This window comes from Aeromonas sp. Y311-2 (genome assembly GCF_027706025.1).
Classification (GTDB): Bacteria; Pseudomonadota; Gammaproteobacteria; order Enterobacterales; family Aeromonadaceae; genus Aeromonas; species Aeromonas veronii.
The window spans coordinates 293572-309678 of sequence record NZ_JAPDCL010000002.1; the positions used below are offsets into that span (position 1 = coordinate 293572).

13 protein-coding genes and 1 pseudogene are annotated in these 16107 nt (G+C 59.8%); 8 read left to right on the plus strand and 6 right to left on the minus strand.

Going from position 1 to position 16107, the window contains the following annotated elements:
• Positions 1 to 17 precede the first annotated feature (17 nt).
• From OKC42_RS03345 to OKC42_RS03355, 3 genes are all read left to right on the plus strand, one after another.
• A complete protein-coding gene (locus tag OKC42_RS03345; protein ID WP_005337079.1) occupies positions 18 to 1322 on the plus strand; it encodes an inosine/guanosine kinase in 1305 nt (434 codons plus the stop codon).
• 180 nt (positions 1323 to 1502) lie between these two features.
• Positions 1503 to 1865, plus strand: a complete 363-nt coding sequence (locus OKC42_RS03350) for a DUF2750 domain-containing protein (protein ID WP_005337077.1) — start codon at positions 1503 to 1505, stop codon at positions 1863 to 1865.
• Between the two features lie 175 nt (positions 1866 to 2040).
• Positions 2041 to 2535, plus strand: a complete 495-nt coding sequence (locus OKC42_RS03355) for a hypothetical protein (RefSeq protein WP_042055706.1) — start codon at positions 2041 to 2043, stop codon at positions 2533 to 2535.
• On the opposite strand, the gene OKC42_RS03360 is transcribed toward OKC42_RS03355, so the two are convergent.
• Positions 2498 to 4138, minus strand: a complete 1641-nt coding sequence (locus OKC42_RS03360; protein ID WP_064338135.1) for an EAL domain-containing protein — start codon at positions 4136 to 4138, stop codon at positions 2498 to 2500. The genes OKC42_RS03355 and OKC42_RS03360 overlap by 38 nt on opposite strands.
• Before the next feature lie 189 nt (positions 4139 to 4327).
• Here OKC42_RS03360 and glgC point away from each other — a divergent pair, with 189 nt between their 5' ends.
• Positions 4328 to 5602 carry a glucose-1-phosphate adenylyltransferase gene (gene glgC, locus OKC42_RS03365; protein WP_064338134.1) on the plus strand — a complete coding sequence of 425 codons (1275 nt, stop codon included), beginning with the start codon at positions 4328 to 4330 and terminating at the stop codon, positions 5600 to 5602.
• A gap of 84 nt (positions 5603 to 5686) precedes the next feature.
• On the opposite strand, the gene OKC42_RS03370 is transcribed toward glgC, so the two are convergent.
• On the minus strand, positions 5687 to 7684 hold the full coding sequence (locus OKC42_RS03370; RefSeq protein WP_064338133.1) for a hypothetical protein: 1998 nt from the start codon (positions 7682 to 7684) through the stop codon (positions 5687 to 5689).
• Between the two features lie 195 nt (positions 7685 to 7879).
• A pseudogene (locus OKC42_RS03375) lies at positions 7880 to 8431 on the minus strand (lipoprotein).
• Between the two features lie 283 nt (positions 8432 to 8714).
• Here OKC42_RS03375 and OKC42_RS03380 point away from each other — a divergent pair.
• Positions 8715 to 9434 (plus strand): hypothetical protein, encoded by a 720-nt coding sequence (locus tag OKC42_RS03380; RefSeq protein WP_234915175.1) that lies wholly within the window; start codon positions 8715 to 8717, stop codon positions 9432 to 9434.
• Positions 9435 to 9446: 12 nt separating this feature from the next.
• On the opposite strand, the gene OKC42_RS03385 is transcribed toward OKC42_RS03380, so the two are convergent.
• The 3 genes from OKC42_RS03385 to OKC42_RS03395 form a co-directional block, all read right to left on the minus strand.
• Positions 9447 to 9908: a DUF2919 domain-containing protein gene (locus OKC42_RS03385; RefSeq protein WP_047438295.1), complete on the minus strand. Its 462-nt coding sequence runs from the start codon at positions 9906 to 9908 to the stop codon at positions 9447 to 9449.
• A gap of 148 nt (positions 9909 to 10056) precedes the next feature.
• Positions 10057 to 11004 carry a magnesium/cobalt transporter CorA gene (gene corA / locus OKC42_RS03390; RefSeq protein ID WP_005337059.1) on the minus strand — a complete coding sequence of 316 codons (948 nt, stop codon included), beginning with the start codon at positions 11002 to 11004 and terminating at the stop codon, positions 10057 to 10059.
• 293 nt (positions 11005 to 11297) lie between these two features.
• A complete protein-coding gene (locus OKC42_RS03395) occupies positions 11298 to 12941 on the minus strand; it encodes an electron transfer flavoprotein-ubiquinone oxidoreductase (RefSeq protein WP_199428070.1) in 1644 nt (547 codons plus the stop codon).
• Positions 12942 to 13110: 169 nt separating this feature from the next.
• Here OKC42_RS03395 and OKC42_RS03400 point away from each other — a divergent pair, with 169 nt between their 5' ends.
• The 3 genes from OKC42_RS03400 to serC all read left to right on the plus strand — a co-directional run bounded on the left by OKC42_RS03400 (position 13111) and on the right by serC (position 16100).
• Positions 13111 to 13863 carry an electron transfer flavoprotein subunit beta/FixA family protein gene (locus tag OKC42_RS03400; RefSeq protein ID WP_150388964.1) on the plus strand — a complete coding sequence of 251 codons (753 nt, stop codon included), beginning with the start codon at positions 13111 to 13113 and terminating at the stop codon, positions 13861 to 13863.
• The gene (locus OKC42_RS03405; protein WP_150388965.1) at positions 13860 to 14786 is read left to right on the plus strand and encodes an electron transfer flavoprotein subunit alpha/FixB family protein; all 927 of its coding nucleotides are present in this window, start codon (positions 13860 to 13862) and stop codon (positions 14784 to 14786) included. Before OKC42_RS03400 ends, OKC42_RS03405 begins: the two co-directional genes overlap by 4 nt.
• A 225-nt stretch (positions 14787 to 15011) precedes the next feature.
• On the plus strand, positions 15012 to 16100 hold the full coding sequence (gene serC, locus OKC42_RS03410; protein WP_150388966.1) for a 3-phosphoserine/phosphohydroxythreonine transaminase: 1089 nt from the start codon (positions 15012 to 15014) through the stop codon (positions 16098 to 16100).
• Positions 16101 to 16107 lie beyond the last annotated feature (7 nt).

Sequence of the window (16107 nt, forward strand, 5' to 3'; positions counted from 1 at the left end):
GAGCACAGAACATTGCCATGAAATTTCCCGGTCAGCGCAAGTCCAAACACTACTTCCCTGTCGACAGACGCGATCCCTTGGTGCCGCAAAATCCCCTGTTAACCGAGCTGGGCAAAGCCTACGTCGTCGGGATTGATCAGACCCTGGTTGATATCGAAGCCCATGTGGATGAAGACTTTCTGACCCGTTATGGTCTGAGCAAGGGGCACTCCGTCGTCATCAACGACGACGTGGCAGAACGCATTTATGACGAGCTCAAGGCCAACAACATGGTGGTGAGCGAGTTTGCCGGTGGCACCATTGGCAACACGGTACACAACTACTCGGTACTGGCCGATTCCCACTCCATCCTGCTGGGTGTGATGAGTCAGGATATTCGCATCGGCTGCTACGCCTACCGTTATCTGTGCAACACCTCTTCCCGCGTCAATCTGGACTATCTGCAGCCGGTGGATGGCCCCATCGGTCGTTGCTTCACCTTCATCACCGAGTGCGGCGAGCGCAGCTTCGGTATCAACGCCGGCAAGATGAACCAGCTGGATGTGCAGCACATTCCGGAGGATGTGATCAAGGGGGCGTCTGCCCTGGTGATCACCGCCTATCTGGTGCGTGGCGACGATGGTGACCCGATGAAAGAGGCGGCCATGACCGCGGTGCGTTATGCCCGTGAGGCCGGTATTCCCGTGGTGCTGACCCTGGGCACCCGTTTCGTCATCGACGAAAACCCCCAGTGGTGGCGCGACTTCATTGCCGAGAACGTGACCGTGCTGGCGATGAACGAAGACGAAGGTGAAGCCCTGACCGGTATCGCTGATCCGCTCGGTGCTGCCGACAAGGCGCTCGACTGGGCCGACATGGTGCTCTGTACTGCTGGCCCCATCGGCCTCTATATGGCGAGCTACACCGACGAGGACTACAAGCGCGAGACCACTCATACCCTGTTGCCGGGCGTTATCCCCGAGTTCAACATGTATGAGTTCAGCCGCCCGATGGCCCGGGCCAAGTGCCGTAAACCGGCCCGTATCTACTCCCACATCTCCCCGTACATGGGTGGCCCGGAGAAGATCAAGAACACCAACGGGGCAGGGGATGGCGCCCTTTCCGCCGTGCTGCACGACATGGTGGCCAACTCCTATCACCGGATGAATGTGCCCAACTCCGCCAAGCACATCTCCGAGTTCCTGACTTACTCCTCACTGGCCCAGGTGTGCAAATACGCCAACCGCGTCAGCTACGAGGTGTTGGCCCAGAGCAGTCCCCGTCTCTCCCGCGGTTTGCCGGAGAAAGAGGACAGCCTGGAAGAGGTTTACTGGGAGCGTTGATCTCCTGAATCTGCAAGACGCCTCCATCGGGAGGCGTTTTTGCAGGCAAATGGGAGTTATCCCGGCTTTTTTCCCGGAATAACCCCAATATGCTTGAGTCCATGTCACTTTTACGACACCATTTGGCCATCGTATTGTCGCCCGACAATGCCGCAGCACCCGAAAGAAAGAGAGAATCCCATGAGCATGCTTAACGACAACCTTGACGCCAATTTCCAACTGTTTATCGAACAAGTCCGCGAGTCGGGTCAGGTGTGGGGTCTGCGCTATGGGGAAGACTGGGTCGTCTGCCGCTCCGCCGAATTTGAAGATGCCGACGTGATGCCGCTCTGGTCTGCCGAAGAGGACGCCCGTCTGCATTGCGTCGATGAGTGGGCCGATTACGAGCCGGAAGTGATCGATCTGGAAGAGTTTCTCGATATCTGGATCAACGATCTGGATGAAGACGATGTACTGGTCGGCCCGAATTGGAACGCCGATCTGGAAGGCCAGGAGCTCGAACCCATCGAGCTGGCCAAGGCTCTGGTTGAACTGGACGCCTGAAAGCGCCTCCATTGATGGCCTGAACGCACAGGCCATCGGGACAAAGACCGGCATCCGTGAGGGTGCCGGTCTTTTTTATGGTCGAATAGCCCGATTGATGAGTTAAAAGCCGATTTGCCTTTGCACCTGTCAGGGGGATGGTCCATCATCAACCTTTTGCCAAGGGAGGAGCGCCATGTTTGTATTCGACGTAACGGGAGCTGCGGGTGAGAAGGCCAGTATTCGGGTGCAGGCCCTGGATTGGGCGCAAGCCGGACCAGTGACCTTCCAGTGCGATGACGATCAGCTGGCGGTCGTGCTTCTGAGCGGTTGTCGTTGCGACGCGGTGGGCTTTTTCAACCTGTTGGCGGGGTGTAAACCTCTCTATATCGAACAGTGGCTCAGCTATCTGCAGGAGAGTGGTCGCATTGGCAAGTGGAGTCACCAGACCGAGAGTCCCGCCGATGGGGACTATCTGGCCAGAGCAGGTCTGGAGCACGATGAACTCAATACCCTGCTTGGCCAGGTCTATCAGGTGGCGGGGTTCAATCGCCTGCAAATCAACCGTTACCTCAAGAACCGCCACAACCCCACCACCCTGGCGACCCGGTACGATCAGAAAGAGCTGGAGCGCTATCGCCAGCTCAATGACATCATTCTGACCCTTTTGAAGCTGAAGCATCCTCAGTAAAGAGCCCCAGCTGGCTGATATCCGGTCGCAGCGGTTGCGGCCGGGCGATCAGATAGCCCTGCAAGCCATCCACGTACATCCCCTGCAGCAGCTGTTTCTGGCCAAGCTGTTCTACCCCCTCTGCAATCACCTGACACCCCATCCGATGTGATACATCGACGATCATCCGCACGAACTGCTGGTTGGTCTGATCCTGCTCCAGTCCGGTGATCAGGGCAGGATCGAGCTTGATGTAGTCGGGCTTGAGCTCGCGAAACAGGGTAAAGGAACCGATCCCCTTGCCGAAATTGGCGATGGCCGAGCGACTGCCGTTGCGGCGCAGCAGTTCAAACACCCGCTTGGCGCCGGTCAGGTTGCGCTCCAGATGCTCTTCATCCAGTTCGAACACCAGATTGGCGCTGGTATTGGGATCTTTGAGCAGCTGGCGGTCCAGCCAGATCAGGAAGGCGCTGTTTTGCAGCAGGTTGGGGGAGAGGTTGATCCCCCAGCGACTCTGGTTGGCACCAAAGGCCCGGTACTGGCGCATGATGTGGGTAATGACCAGTTGCTCCAGCCGCATCACCATATCGAGCCGCTGGGCCATGGCAAACAGGGTGTCGGTGGGCAGGGCGGTGCCGTCATTGCCGCTGAAGCGGGTGTAGATCTCGTTGTAGGCCAGCATGCTACGGTGCAGGGGCTGGATCGGCTGGTAAGTAAAGCTGAGGCGCTCCTGCGCCAGCACTTCGGTCAGCACGTCGCGCCAGTGGTGTTGCCCCTGTAGCTCGGAGGCGCTGTCATCCTGCTGGATGGCCCAGCCGTTGATGGTTTCAGTCTGGGCGCGAGCCAGCGCCAGATCCGCTCTGGCCAGCACAGCTTCGATTTTCTGGCCGCTGCTGAGCTTGGTCAGCCCCGAGTAACCGGTGCTCTCCAGCTCGTGCTGATCCTGATAGTGATCGAAGGCCACCTTCAAATCCTGCCCCAGCAGATGGGGGGGAATATTGGCCACCGGTTGCACCAGCACGGCAAAATCGGCCCCCGAGATGCGGTAGACCTGATTGCCCGGGAAGCGGCTTACCACCCGCTTGATAAGGGCCGCCATGTCCTTGATGTAGGCATCACCAGACTGGAAGCCGCGCTGGGCGTTGATCTTGCCAAGCTCGGTGGCACGGATCAGCACCAGGGTCGCGGTCTGGGTGTCCTGATCCCGCTGCAGCAACTCGGTCATGTCGCGGCGAAACGCGTGGCGGTTGAGTAGCTGGGTCAGCTCGTCTGTGGTGGCCAGGTTGCTGAGCTCGGTCAGCTGGCGATGAGCGCTCTGCTCGGCGCTTTCGAACTGTTCCAGCAGCTGTTGCAGCACCTCCTGGGAGGCGGGCTCATCGAGTTGTGAGGGATCCCGCCCCCTGATCGCCTTGACCCAGGTTAGCTCCTGATGCTGGAGCATGCCATCCATGGTGCGGATGGCCAGCATCAACAGCAGGATCATGCCAAGCAGTGTGGTGGCCAGAATAATGGCCAAAGTGAGCGGTGTGCTCTGAAGGGCCAACCAAACTGCTTGCAGGAGCAGCAGGGGTATGGTCACTATGGTGGCGATCAGAAAGAGGGTGCGTCCGAGCTTGTGAACCATCTTGTCATCCTTGAAGTGGCTGCTTTGTGGGGGAATTTTAACCAAGCTGGCGGAGCAAAGCATGCTATTCCTCGCAACTCGGTGAAAAGGGTCAATTGAGATCGGTTAAATGTGAGTGAAACCACTTTCACAGGTGCCGAAACAGGCGAAGATGAGTTGAAAATAGATCAAACAAGGCAGAGGTAAATCATGTTGTTAGAGCCCGAAAATAGTGCCAAAGCACGACAATTATTGAACCAGAGTATGGCACTGGTGTTGGCGGGTGGACGTGGTAGTCGCCTGAAGCAGTTGACTGACAACCGCGCCAAGCCTGCCGTCCATTTCGGTGGCAAATTCCGGATCATTGATTTTGTGCTCTCCAACTGTATCAACTCGGGGATCCGCCGCGTTGGTGTAGTCACCCAATACAAGTCTCACAGTCTGCTGCGTCACCTGCAATCGGGCTGGTCCTTCCTGCGTTACCAGATGAACGAATTCATCGACCTGCTCCCTGCCCAGCAACGGGTGGACGAGGTGCACTGGTATCGCGGCACCGCCGATGCCATCTATCAGAACGTCGATATCATCCGTGACTACGGCCCCAAATACCTGGTGGTGCTGGCGGGGGATCACATCTACAAGATGGATTACGCTGCCATGCTGCTCGACCATGTGCGCCTTGGCGCCAAGGTGACTGTGGCTTGTATCGAGGTGCCGCGGGCTGAGGCATCCGCCTTCGGGATCATGGATATCGACGAGCAGCGCAAGATCCGCGCCTTCGTCGAAAAACCGGCCAATCCGCCCGCCATGCCGGGTTGCGAAGATCGCTCGCTGGCCTCCATGGGGATCTATATCTTCGAGGCGGAGTACCTCTATCAACTGCTGGAGGAGGATATTCATAATCAGGACTCCAAACACGACTTCGGGATGGATGTGATCCCCCGCATCGTGGAGGAGGGGATGGCATTTGCTCACCCCTTCAACATGTCCTGTGTCGGGGCGCGCGAGGGGCAAAAGCCCTACTGGCGTGACGTGGGTACGCTGGACTCCTTCTGGGAAGCGAACATGGATCTCGCCTCCGTGCTGCCCGAGCTCGATATCTACGATCAGAACTGGCCCATCTGGACCAGCCAGACCCTGACGCCACCGGCCAAGTTTGTGCAGGATCGCAATGGTCAGCATGGCATGACCATCAACTCCATGTTCTCGGGCGGTACCATCGTCAGTGGGTCATTTGTGCTCAACTCGGTGCTCTTTACCAATGTGCGGGTGCACTCCTTCTGCACCTTGGATCAGGCCATCATCTTCCCCGGGGTAGAGATTGGTGCCGGTTGCCGTCTGCGCCGGGTGGTGGTGGATAAAGGGTGTGTGCTACCCGATGGGCTGGTGGTGGGCGAGAATGCCGATGAGGATAGCCGCCGCTTCTACCGCTCCGAGCAGGGGATTGTGCTGGTGACCAAGGAGATGCTGGACAAGCTGGCTTGAGGAAGGCCCTTGAAACTGTGTCAGACGCTGTAATGCAAAGGGAGCCAACTTGGCTCCCTTTTTCATGCTGGTGAATGGCGAGGATTATTCGCTAACCACTGCTTTAGCGGCCATCACCATGGCGGTGCCGTGCTTGCCACCGGCGGCGGTCACTTGCGGTACGCCATCTTCGTCGGTATCGCTGCCGGCACCTTCGATGATGTTCTCGCCGGAGTCACCGATCCACTCAGCCATCTGCATGCCACCGTTGACGGTGCCACGGAACCAGCTGACGTACTGACCGGTCAGCTTGGCCAGCTCCAGCTCGGGCGCCTTCTCGGCCCCTTCGTTGCGCAGGTTCAGCATGGCAGAGCGCAGGGCGCCGGAGATGGCAGCCTGGGTCCAGGGAGTGTATTCACCCTGTTTACCCGCCAGCCAGGTGCCCGCCTTGGCATTGAAGTAGGCCTTGTCGGCAGCGATAAACAGCTCGCGGGCAGCGGTGCGGTACTTGGCATCGGAGGTAGCGAGGAACGCAGCGGTCAGACCACGGATGGCTGCGAACTGTGCATCGATGGAGTGGCCGGCATCGAGCTTGCCACCTAGCGTGATGCCGTCATGCACCAGACCATTTTTGCCCTTGAGGTTGGCAAGGATGAAATCGGCCTGCTTGCGGATAAGCTCAAGCGCTTGCTGACCCTGCCTGGTCTTGAGGTTCAGCTCGCCATTGTCACCGGCGGCGTAGCCGACCGGCAGCGCATCCTGAGCGCGCTGGAAGATCTGCAGGGCGACCAGTGCGTAAGCGGCGTCAAAGGTGGTGACGTGCTTGCCCTGTTTGCCTGCCTGCCAGCTGTCGACCAGGGTGCCAGCCTTGGTATCAAAGTGCAGGGCTACCAGGTTCTTGAAGGTGAGGTTTGAGAGATTGATCGCCAGCGAGAAGGCATCGCTGCCCGTGACCGCTTTGCCCAGGTCATTGGTCTTGTTGGCAGCCGGTGCGGCGGCAAACGGCGCACCGTCAAACACGGCGTGGAAGGCCGGGTTCTGGTTGGTGTTGGCGCTGCGCTGATCGCTGAAGGCATAGAACTCGGAGAGCGGCCACAGCATCATCCAGGCATCGCGCAGCTGGGCGGAGCCATCCACCACCTCCAGCTTGCCGATGGCACCGGCATCGTTGTTGCTGGTTTCGGTCACTTTCACCTGATGGGGGAAGTAAATCACGCCCTTGGCCGGATCGTACTGCGGGGTGATTTTGGCGCCCAGTTGCTTGCCATCGAAGCCGAGCTGGTTCTGCATGATGGCTAGCTTGTCGATGGATTGCTCGGTCAGCATCATGCCGTTGAAGCCATCGGCGGCAGAGACGCCCAGCTTGTGCTTGCCATCCTGATCCATGGTCGCGGAGGCGGCTTCTACCTCTTCATCGGTCTCGGCCACGTGCATGCCGCCGAGGAAGTCCTGCGACCACATCACCTCTTTGAGCAGGATGCCGCCCACCGCTGCGGGCACCAGCAGGTTGTCACTGCCGCTCCAGCGGAGGGTGCTGTAGTCACGGAAGTAGGCGGGCACCTGGGTCTTGACGGTTTTCTCGGTCCCTTTGGCGGTCTTGATGGTGATCTGGTCACCATTGACTGGAGTGGTATTCACTGCCTGGGCAAACTCCGGGTTGGCGGAGGCGTAGGGCAGGGAGAGGGGATACATGCCCTGCGGCACTTCATCAGCCGGGAAGCCAACGGCGTCGGCCATGGCCAACACCCGTTGCCCCAGAGAGGCCATGGTGCCGCCTCGGGCCAGGTTTTGCGGCCCGTTTACCAGATGAGGACCCATGCCGGATTGGTAGTTGAGGGCGTACATCGCCTCTTCGGAGTATTCGTAGGATTCGATGCCGGCAGCGAAGTCGAACGGGGTCGGCTCATCGGCACGGTTGGCATCCAGCACATCCAGGTCCAGCCCCAGCGCTTCGGCCAGCGGCTCACCGGAGAGCTCGAATTCGGTATAGGCCAGCATGTTGGCGGCGGTATTGAATGTCTTGTCTTCGACTTTGACGGCAGCGTGTGCGGCGCCGCTGATCAGTGCGCAGGCGATCGCCTGAACCAGTACGGTTTTTCTCATGTCCCTTCTCACCATTGGTTTTATTATTGACGCTTCTCATGACGAATCTAAATGAGAATGGTCTGCATTATGCTGTGTTGAGGGGGACTTGAGAAGTAAAAAACCGCCCCATTCGGCTGCACGTTAAACCGGATGTGCGCTGTCGAATAGGACGGTTATCTGTTGAGCGCGCTGAAAGTGCCAGCGCTGCGGGGATCAGAGCAGCTTGAACGGGATGACCAGACGGCCCGGCTCTACCTTGAGGGCTTCGACCTTCTCCTTGATCCTGGCTTCGTTCTTGCGGCTGCTGTCGAGGCGGTAGACCGGCGTCTGCGACAGGAACAGGGAGAGCGACTGATTGAAGGTGGGCAGCAGCGGGGTGAGGGCGGCCCCGATATCGGCCGGCTCGGTCTTGACCGAGACAAGCTCAAGGTCGCGCAGTTAGATGGCGCCTTGATCGGCCACATAGTCCGGACGGGCGCTCAGGGCAAAGCGGATCTTCATCTGCTGGCTGCCAAGGGGACTGCTCACCTGCAGGTCGCCAGCGGCATCCAGCTCGATGCGATCTGCTTGTTTGCGGCCGATACGGCTCTGCATCTCATCCAGACGGATCTTGCTCGACATGATGCCGGGGATCCCCAGCTGTTTTTCAAAAGAGACCTGATCTTTGAGGTACTGGTTGATTTCGGCCTCGCTGACGTTGTACTGGGTCAGGGAGCAGGCTCCCAGCAGCAGGGCGAGAGGGAGTAACAACAGCTGTTTCAACATGATGGATTCCGCTTGGGCAACTATGATGGCGCTATCTTACGCGATAACGGGCGTGGAATGAGAGCCTCATACCGTGGGAAATCACGGAGTTGCTGCATTCCCGACTGTTTTTTGGCAACCGCCGGGTTCATCATCGACGGGTGAACGGAATAGGGCTGAGCTGTTGCTTCGGGCACTGAGCAGAGAGAAGAGAACAGAGAGCGAGAAGAGCAAAGAGAACGAGGAGAGCGTAATGGTTCGGATGGGCAAGGTTGGCCGCAGGGCGCTGTTTTGGCTTGGCTGCATGATGGGACTCTGGAGCCCGTCGCTGTGGGCCGAGGTAAAGGTGATCCCGGTATTCGAGGCGCAGGCGGCGGTGCAGACCCTCAAGGAGATCTATCCCCAGCTTGGGGTCAGCGCCATGGGTAATCAGCTGGTGCTGAGCGGGACGCCAGCCCAGCTGCAGGAGGCCGAAGCCACGCTGGCGCAGATCAACCAGCCACCGCAAAGTCTGCTTATCGAGTGGCGGGTCGATGGTGCCGCCAGCGGTCAGCAACTGGGGGGCTCAATCAGTCGCGACGAGGCCAAGCGGCAGTGGTTGCTCGATGGCAGCGCACAGCAGTACCAGCGCAGCCAGAACGACAGCTGGCAGGTGCGCGGGCTGTCGGGCCGTCCCGTGCTGCTGCAGATGGGCTCCTATCAACCGGTGACTTTCTACCAATGGAACGGGGGGGCCGTGGTGGGGATGATGCCGCTGGTGAACGGCCTCTATGCCACGGCCACCTTGATTGGCGATCGGGTGCAGATTGCGCTGAGCAGTGAACAGGCGAGGCTGGATCAGGGCACCATCAATCGTGGGCAGAGTGCCACCGAGGTGAGCGGGGCCCCGGGCCAGTGGCTGACGGTGGGGGAGCTCTCGACCAGCTCAGCGGATCAGGGGAGCAGCCTCGGTACCCAGCTACAGGGGGGGCGAGGCAGCCAGAGCGAGCGCCAGACTCTGCAGATCCGGGTCACTCGTCAATAGGTGTCAGCCCCGTCAGTGGGGCTGATCTGCGGCATATTCCCGCAGTTGGCGACTGCGCAGCAGATACCAGAGCGCCCAGAGGCTGGCGACCAGCACCAGTGCGGTGGGCCAGCTGAATGACCACTTCTGCAGATTGAGGCTGTGCAACTGCATCAGCAGGCCGCTGACGGCAGAGCAGAGCAGCAGCAGCGGGCTGTGGCGCCGGAGTCTGGCGCGAATGCTCTGGGTCTGCTGATAGGTGCCGCCGCAGGCGAGCAACGCCAGGATGGCGGGCACGTCGGTCAGCAGGCTGATGTAGAGGGTGATCTTGTCTGGATAGAAGAGGGTCAGGATCTCGCTGCCGCGCTCGCGGGTGACCCCTGCCATCAAAAAGAGCCAGACCGAGCGGGTCAGCAACAGGGCGATGGGCCAGAACCAGAGGGGCGGGCGCAACTGGCCGTGATCGTCATATCGGTGTTCGGGGTAGAGGGTCATGGTTGCCCGTTATCCACTTGAATTGAGTGATGAAGGGGATATGGGGCGACGAAGCGCCCTTTGCAAGGCGTTGGGCGTGGCGCAAATTAATCGGGGGGCCATGCCCCCCAATCGGTTTCTTCAGATATCGCAGCGCGCGTCGGCGGCGTTACAGCCAGCCTTTGCGCTTGAAGAAGAGGCCGGTGCCGAGCGATGACATCACCATCAGCACCAGTGACATGGGATAACCATACTCCCAAGCGAGCTCCGGCATGCGGCCGAAGTTCATGCCGTAGATACTGGCGATCAGGGTCGGCGGCAGGAAGATCACGGCGGCTACCGAGAAGATCTTGATCACCTTGTTCTGCTCCAGATTGGTCACCCCCATGGAGGCCTCCAGCTGGAAGTTGATCTTGTCGAACAGGAACTGGGTGTGGGGCAACAGGGATTCCACGTCGTGCAGCATCTCGTCGATCCACTTGTTCTGCTCAAGGCTCATGCGCTGGCGCAGGCTGCGTTTGAGGAAGCGCAGGGCGCGGCGGGTATCGTGCAGAGAGAGACGGATCTGGCCGTTGGCCTCTTCCTGTGCCATCAACTCTTTCAGCATGGGGTTGATCTGATCCGGCTCGAAGATCTGATCGGCGGTGTTTTCCAAGGTCTTGTAACCATCTTCGATAAGGTCGGAGAGGTACTCCACCTTGAGGTTTTGCACTTCCAGCAGGATGTCGAGGGCATCCTCCACCTCCAGCCGATCCTGGCGCATATAGTGGCGCAGCAGGCGCACCAGCCCGATGTCATCTTCACGAATGCTGATCAGCAGGTTGTTGCGCAGGGTAAAGGAGACGTGGACACCCTTGGTGTCACGACCGATCCGCTGGGGAAACAGGGAGTGAATGTGCAGACCATCGGTATCCCAGTAAAAACGGGCGGATGCTTCGATGTCGTCGAGCTCTTCCTTGTCGGGGACCTCTTCCAGGAACAGGCCCGTCAACCATTCTCGCTCTGCCGTGTCCGGCTTATAGGCATCCAGCCAGACCGTGTTGTCAGGTACTATGTCGTCAGGCCCGAGCGTGACTATGTCCAGCACCTTGTTATTGAGAATGTAGGCGGTGATCATCTGTCCCCCCTTAAAAAGTCATGGGTAATCAGGGATGGTTGCACAGGTCATGCGGCCTTAGATCGCTGCAGAAGGCGATCCCGTGGATAAGCAGATCGGGCCGATGGAAAACCTGAATGCGGCGAACTATACAGGGGCGGGCCGCGCTTGTCAGGGGCTATTCATCAGGGATTCAGCTTGTTTGTTCAAAAAAACAGCGAGGTCGGATCACCTGAGTGGCTATGCGGGGTAGAACCCAGCCTTTGGCTGGGGGAGGGCTAGCTGGGGCTGCTTGTTGCCGCTGCCCCGCTTCATCACATATTCGGATAATTGGGCCCGGAGCCCCCCTGTGGCGGCGTCCAGATAATGTTTTGACTGGGGTCCTTGATATCGCAGGTTTTGCAGTGGATGCAGTTGGCGGCGTTGATCTGCAGTTTGGGCGCGCCTTCCATTTCAAGCACTTCAAACACCCCTGCCGGGCAGTAGCGTTGGGCGGGTTCGGCCCAGGTGGGCAGATTGACCTCGACCGGAATGCGCTCGTCCTGCAGCTTGAGGTGGCAAGGTTGATCCTCGTCGTGACTTGTGTTGGCCAGATACACAGACGAGAGCTTGTCAAAGCTCAGCTTGCCATCGGGTTTGGGATAAGGGATGGGCTTGCAGCGGCTGGCCACGCGCAACTGACGGTAGTCGTGAGCCTTATCGAGCAGCTTGAAGGGCGAGTTTGCGCCAAACAGCCGTTGCTCCAGCCAGTTGAAGGCACCGCCCAACCAGGGACCATAGCGATGAAGAGCCGCGCCGAAGTTGCGCGCCGCCTTGAGTTCGCGGGCCAGCCAGCTCTGGTGCAGCTCGTCACCATACTGGGCCAGATCCCGGCCCCCTTCATCGCCCCCCCGCAGCGCCATCGCGACGGTTTTTGCCGCCAGCATCCCCGATTTCATGGCGGTGTGGATCCCCTTGATGCGGGAAAAGTCGAGGGTGCCGGCATCGCAGCCGATCAGCAGGCCGCCCGGGAAGTGCATACGGGGCAGGGCGTGCCAGCCCCCCTTGGTGATGGCGCGGGCGCCATAGCTGATGCGTTCACCCCCTTGCAACACGCCGGCGATAAGCGGGTGATGCTTGAGGCGCTGGAATTCGTCGAACGGGCTGAGCCAGGGATTCTGGTAGTTGAGATCGACAATCAGCCCTACTGCCACCTGATCCCCCTCCATGTGATAGAGATAGAAGCCACCGTGGCTATTGCCGCCCCCCTGCTTGCCAAGGGGCCAGCCACTACCGTGTAGCACCTGTCCCGCTTTGCCTTGGCCAGCAGGCAGTTGCCACAGCTCCTTGAAGCCGATGGCATAGTGCTGGGGCTGGGCAGGGCTGGCCAGGTTGAAGTCGGCGATCAGCTGCTTGCCGAGATGACCGCGGGCCCCTTCGGCAAAGAGGGTGTAGCGACCGAGCAGTGCCATGCCGGGCACATGATCAGCTTTTGGATTGCCCGCCCGATCCAGCCCCAGATCGCCGGTGATGACCCCCTTGACCCGGCCCGCTTCCATGATAAGTTCGCTGGCGGTAAATCCCGGGTATATTTCGACTCCCAGTTTTTCCGCCTGTTGGCCAAGCCAGCGGCAGAGATTGCCCAGACTGACCACATGGCAACCCTCATTGTGCATCCGGGGCGGCACCGCCCAAGCGGGGAGTTGCAGGGAGCGTTGCTCGCTTTGCAGCAGATGCACCTGATCGTCGTTGACCGGTACGCCGAGCGGCGCTTGCTGCCAGCAATCCGGCAGCAGCTCTTGCAAGGCGACGGGATCAAACAGGGCGCCGGAGAGCAGATGGGCGCCAATTTCGGTCCCCTTCTCCAGCAGACAGACAGAGAGAGTGGCATCCTGCTGTTTCAGGGCGATGGCTGCACTGAGCCCCGCCGGACCGCCGCCGACGATGACGACATCAAATTCCATTGCTTCCCGTTCCATCTTGCCTCTGCGCTCTGGTTGGCCTAGGGTAATGCTGGTAGTTTACGTAAACGTAAAGCAGTTGTAAGCAAAGCTGAGCAAGAAAAAGCAAAAAATCAGGGAAGAGAGTACTGCAACAAACGCAGAGGCACACTAATGAATTCAATCCAAAGAGACGAGGCATGACCCCATGAAGCTGCTGGTCGCGATCAAACGGGTAGTCGACTACAACGTCAAGATCCGGGTGAAGGGAGACGGCTCCGACGTGGAGCTCGCCAATGTGAAGATGGGGATCAACCCCTTTTGTGAAATTGCGGTGGAGGAGGGGGTCAGGCTGCGGGAAGCCGGGGTTGCCAGCGAACTGGTGGTGGTGACCTTCGGCCCTGACGCTGCCGCCGAGCAACTGCGCCATGGGCTGGCGCTGGGGGCGGATCGGGCGCTGCATTATGTCACCGATGAGACGCTCACCCCGCTGACGGTTGCCCGCGCCTTGCACAAGGTGTGTGGGCAGGAGCAGCCGGATCTGGTGCTGCTTGGCAAGCAGTCCATCGATTCAGACAACAATCAGGTGGCCCAGATGCTGGCTGCCCTAAATGATTGGCCGCTGGCGACCTGCGCGTCAGCCCTCAAGGTGGAAGCGGGAGAACTGCTGGTGACTCGCGAAATCGACGGTGGCCTCGAGACCCTGGGCATGCCGTTGCCTGCGGTGGTGAGCGCCGATCTGCGTTTGAATGAACCGCGTTTTGCCTCGCTGCCGAACATCATGAAGGCCAAGCGCAAGCCGCTTGATAGCGCTCCGTTCTCGACACTCGCCGTTGAGGTGGCCAACCAGACCCGTTTGCTCGGGGTGATGGCGCCGCCAGCCCGCAGCGCCGGGATCAAGGTGGGCTCGGTGGACGAGCTGGTGGACAAACTCAAACACGAAGCGAAGGTGCTGCCATGAGCGTGCTGATCATTGCCGAACATCATCAGGGCCATCTGGCCGACAATGTGGCACAACTGGTCACCGCCGCCGGATCCATCGGCGGTCAGGTTGACCTGCTGTTGCTCGGGCAGGGGCTGACCGAGGCGGGTGAACAGGCGGCTGCCATTGGCGGTGTCGACAAGGTGTTGCTTGCCGAACATCCCCGCTTGGCCGACGGGCTGCTGGATGGGGTGGACAAGCTGCTGGCCAGCTGGTGCGAAGGTTACAACCACTGCCTGATGGCGGCGAGTGCCATGGGCAAGGCGCTGCTGCCACAGGTGGCGGCTCGCCTCGGGGTGGAGATGCTCTCCGAGGTGACGGCTATCGAGAGCAGCGACACCTTCCTGCGCCCCATCTATGCGGGCAATGCCATTGCCAGAGTGGCAAGCTCGGCGCCCGTCAAAGTGATGACGGTGCGGGCCACCGCGTTTGCCAAGGCGGCGACGGGCGGGCAGGCTCTCATCGAACGCTTGGCCGTGCCCGAATTCGTTGGCCGTACCCGGCTGGCCGAGCGCCGCGCGGTGCGCTCCAGCAGGCCCGAACTGACCGCCGCCCGGGTGGTGGTCTCCGGTGGCCGGGCACTGGGCTCCAAGGCGCAGTTTGCTTTGATAGAAGCGCTGGCCGACAAGCTGGGCGGTGCCGTGGGGGCATCGCGAGCCGCCGTTGATGCGGGATATGTCGCCAACGATCTGCAAGTGGGGCAGACCGGCAAGGTGGTGGCGCCCGAGCTCTATATCGCGGTCGGCATTTCGGGCGCCATCCAGCATCTGGCGGGAATGAAGGAGTCGAAGGTGATTGTGGCCATCAACAAGGACAGCGATGCCCCCATCTTTCAGGTGGCGGACTACGGGCTGGTGGGGGATCTCTTCACTCTGCTGCCGGAGCTCACCGCCAAACTGTAAATTTGTCAGAAATGGCTGGGCTGTGGTCGTTTATGCGCTCTGCCCGCCATTTCTGTGCATGTTCCCTGCAAGCCCTGACCCGTTCAGGGCTTTTTCTACTGCAAGGGGGAGGCAGAGTGACGGTAAAAGGTTGAGCCAGCTACCAAAAAGCCTTTGATCCGCTGGCTGCTCTTGTGTAAAACCTGACAAGTCATCGATTACTCTCATCCACTCACGGAAAGCGTCATGAGCAAACAGATTTACAACTTCTGCGCCGGCCCCGCCATGCTGCCGGTTGAAGTCATGGAGCGCGCCCAGCGCGAATTTTGTAATTTTCAGGGGCTGGGAGCCTCGGTCATGGAGCTTTCCCATCGCGGCAAGCCCTACATGGCGGTTGCCGAGAAGGCCGAAGCGGATCTGCGCGAGCTGCTGGCGGTGCCGGACAACTACAAGGTGCTCTTCATGCACGGTGGCGGCCGCGGTCAGTTCTCCGCCGTGCCCATGAACCTGCTGGGTGGCGCCAACAAGAAGGCGGACTTCCTGCTGACCGGTGTCTGGTCCCAGAGCGCTGTGGATGAAGCCAAAAAGTATGGCGATATCCAGACCTTCCAGGGGGTTGCCAAGAACGAGCAGGGGATCTCCCACCTGCTGCCGACCCCGGCGTTTCGCGCCGATGCGGCCTATGTTCACTACTGCTCGAACGAAACCATCGACGGCATCGAGATGTTCGACATCCCGGCCACCGGCGAGGCGCCGCTCGTAGCAGATCTCTCCTCCACCATTCTCTCCCGTCCTCTCGACGTGAGCCGCTTTGGCATCATCTATGCCGGTGCCCAGAAAAATATCGGCCCGTCCGGGCTTGCCATCGCCATCGTGCGCGATGATCTGCTGGATCAGGCCAGAGCCGATGTCCCCTCGATTTTCGACTACCAGCTCACCGCCAAGAACGACTCCATGTTCAACACGCCGCCCACCTACGCCTGGTATCTGGCCGGTCTGGTGTTCGAGTGGCTAAAAGAACAGGGTGGCCTCGAGGCGATGGAAACGCGCAACAAGGAGAAGGCCGACTTCCTCTATGACTATCTCGATCAGTCGAGCTTCTATGGCAATCAGGTCGATGTCAGCTGCCGTTCGCGGATGAACATCCCGTTCCAGCTGAAAAATGCCGAGCTGGACAAGCAGTTCCTGGCCGAATCGGAAGCCGCTGGCCTGCTGGCCCTCAAAGGGCACCGCATCGTCGGTGGCATGCGCGCCAGCATCTACAACGCCATGCCGCTGGAGGGAGTGAAGGCCCTGGTCAGCTTTATGGATGGCTTTGCCAAGCGCAACGGCTGAGAACAGA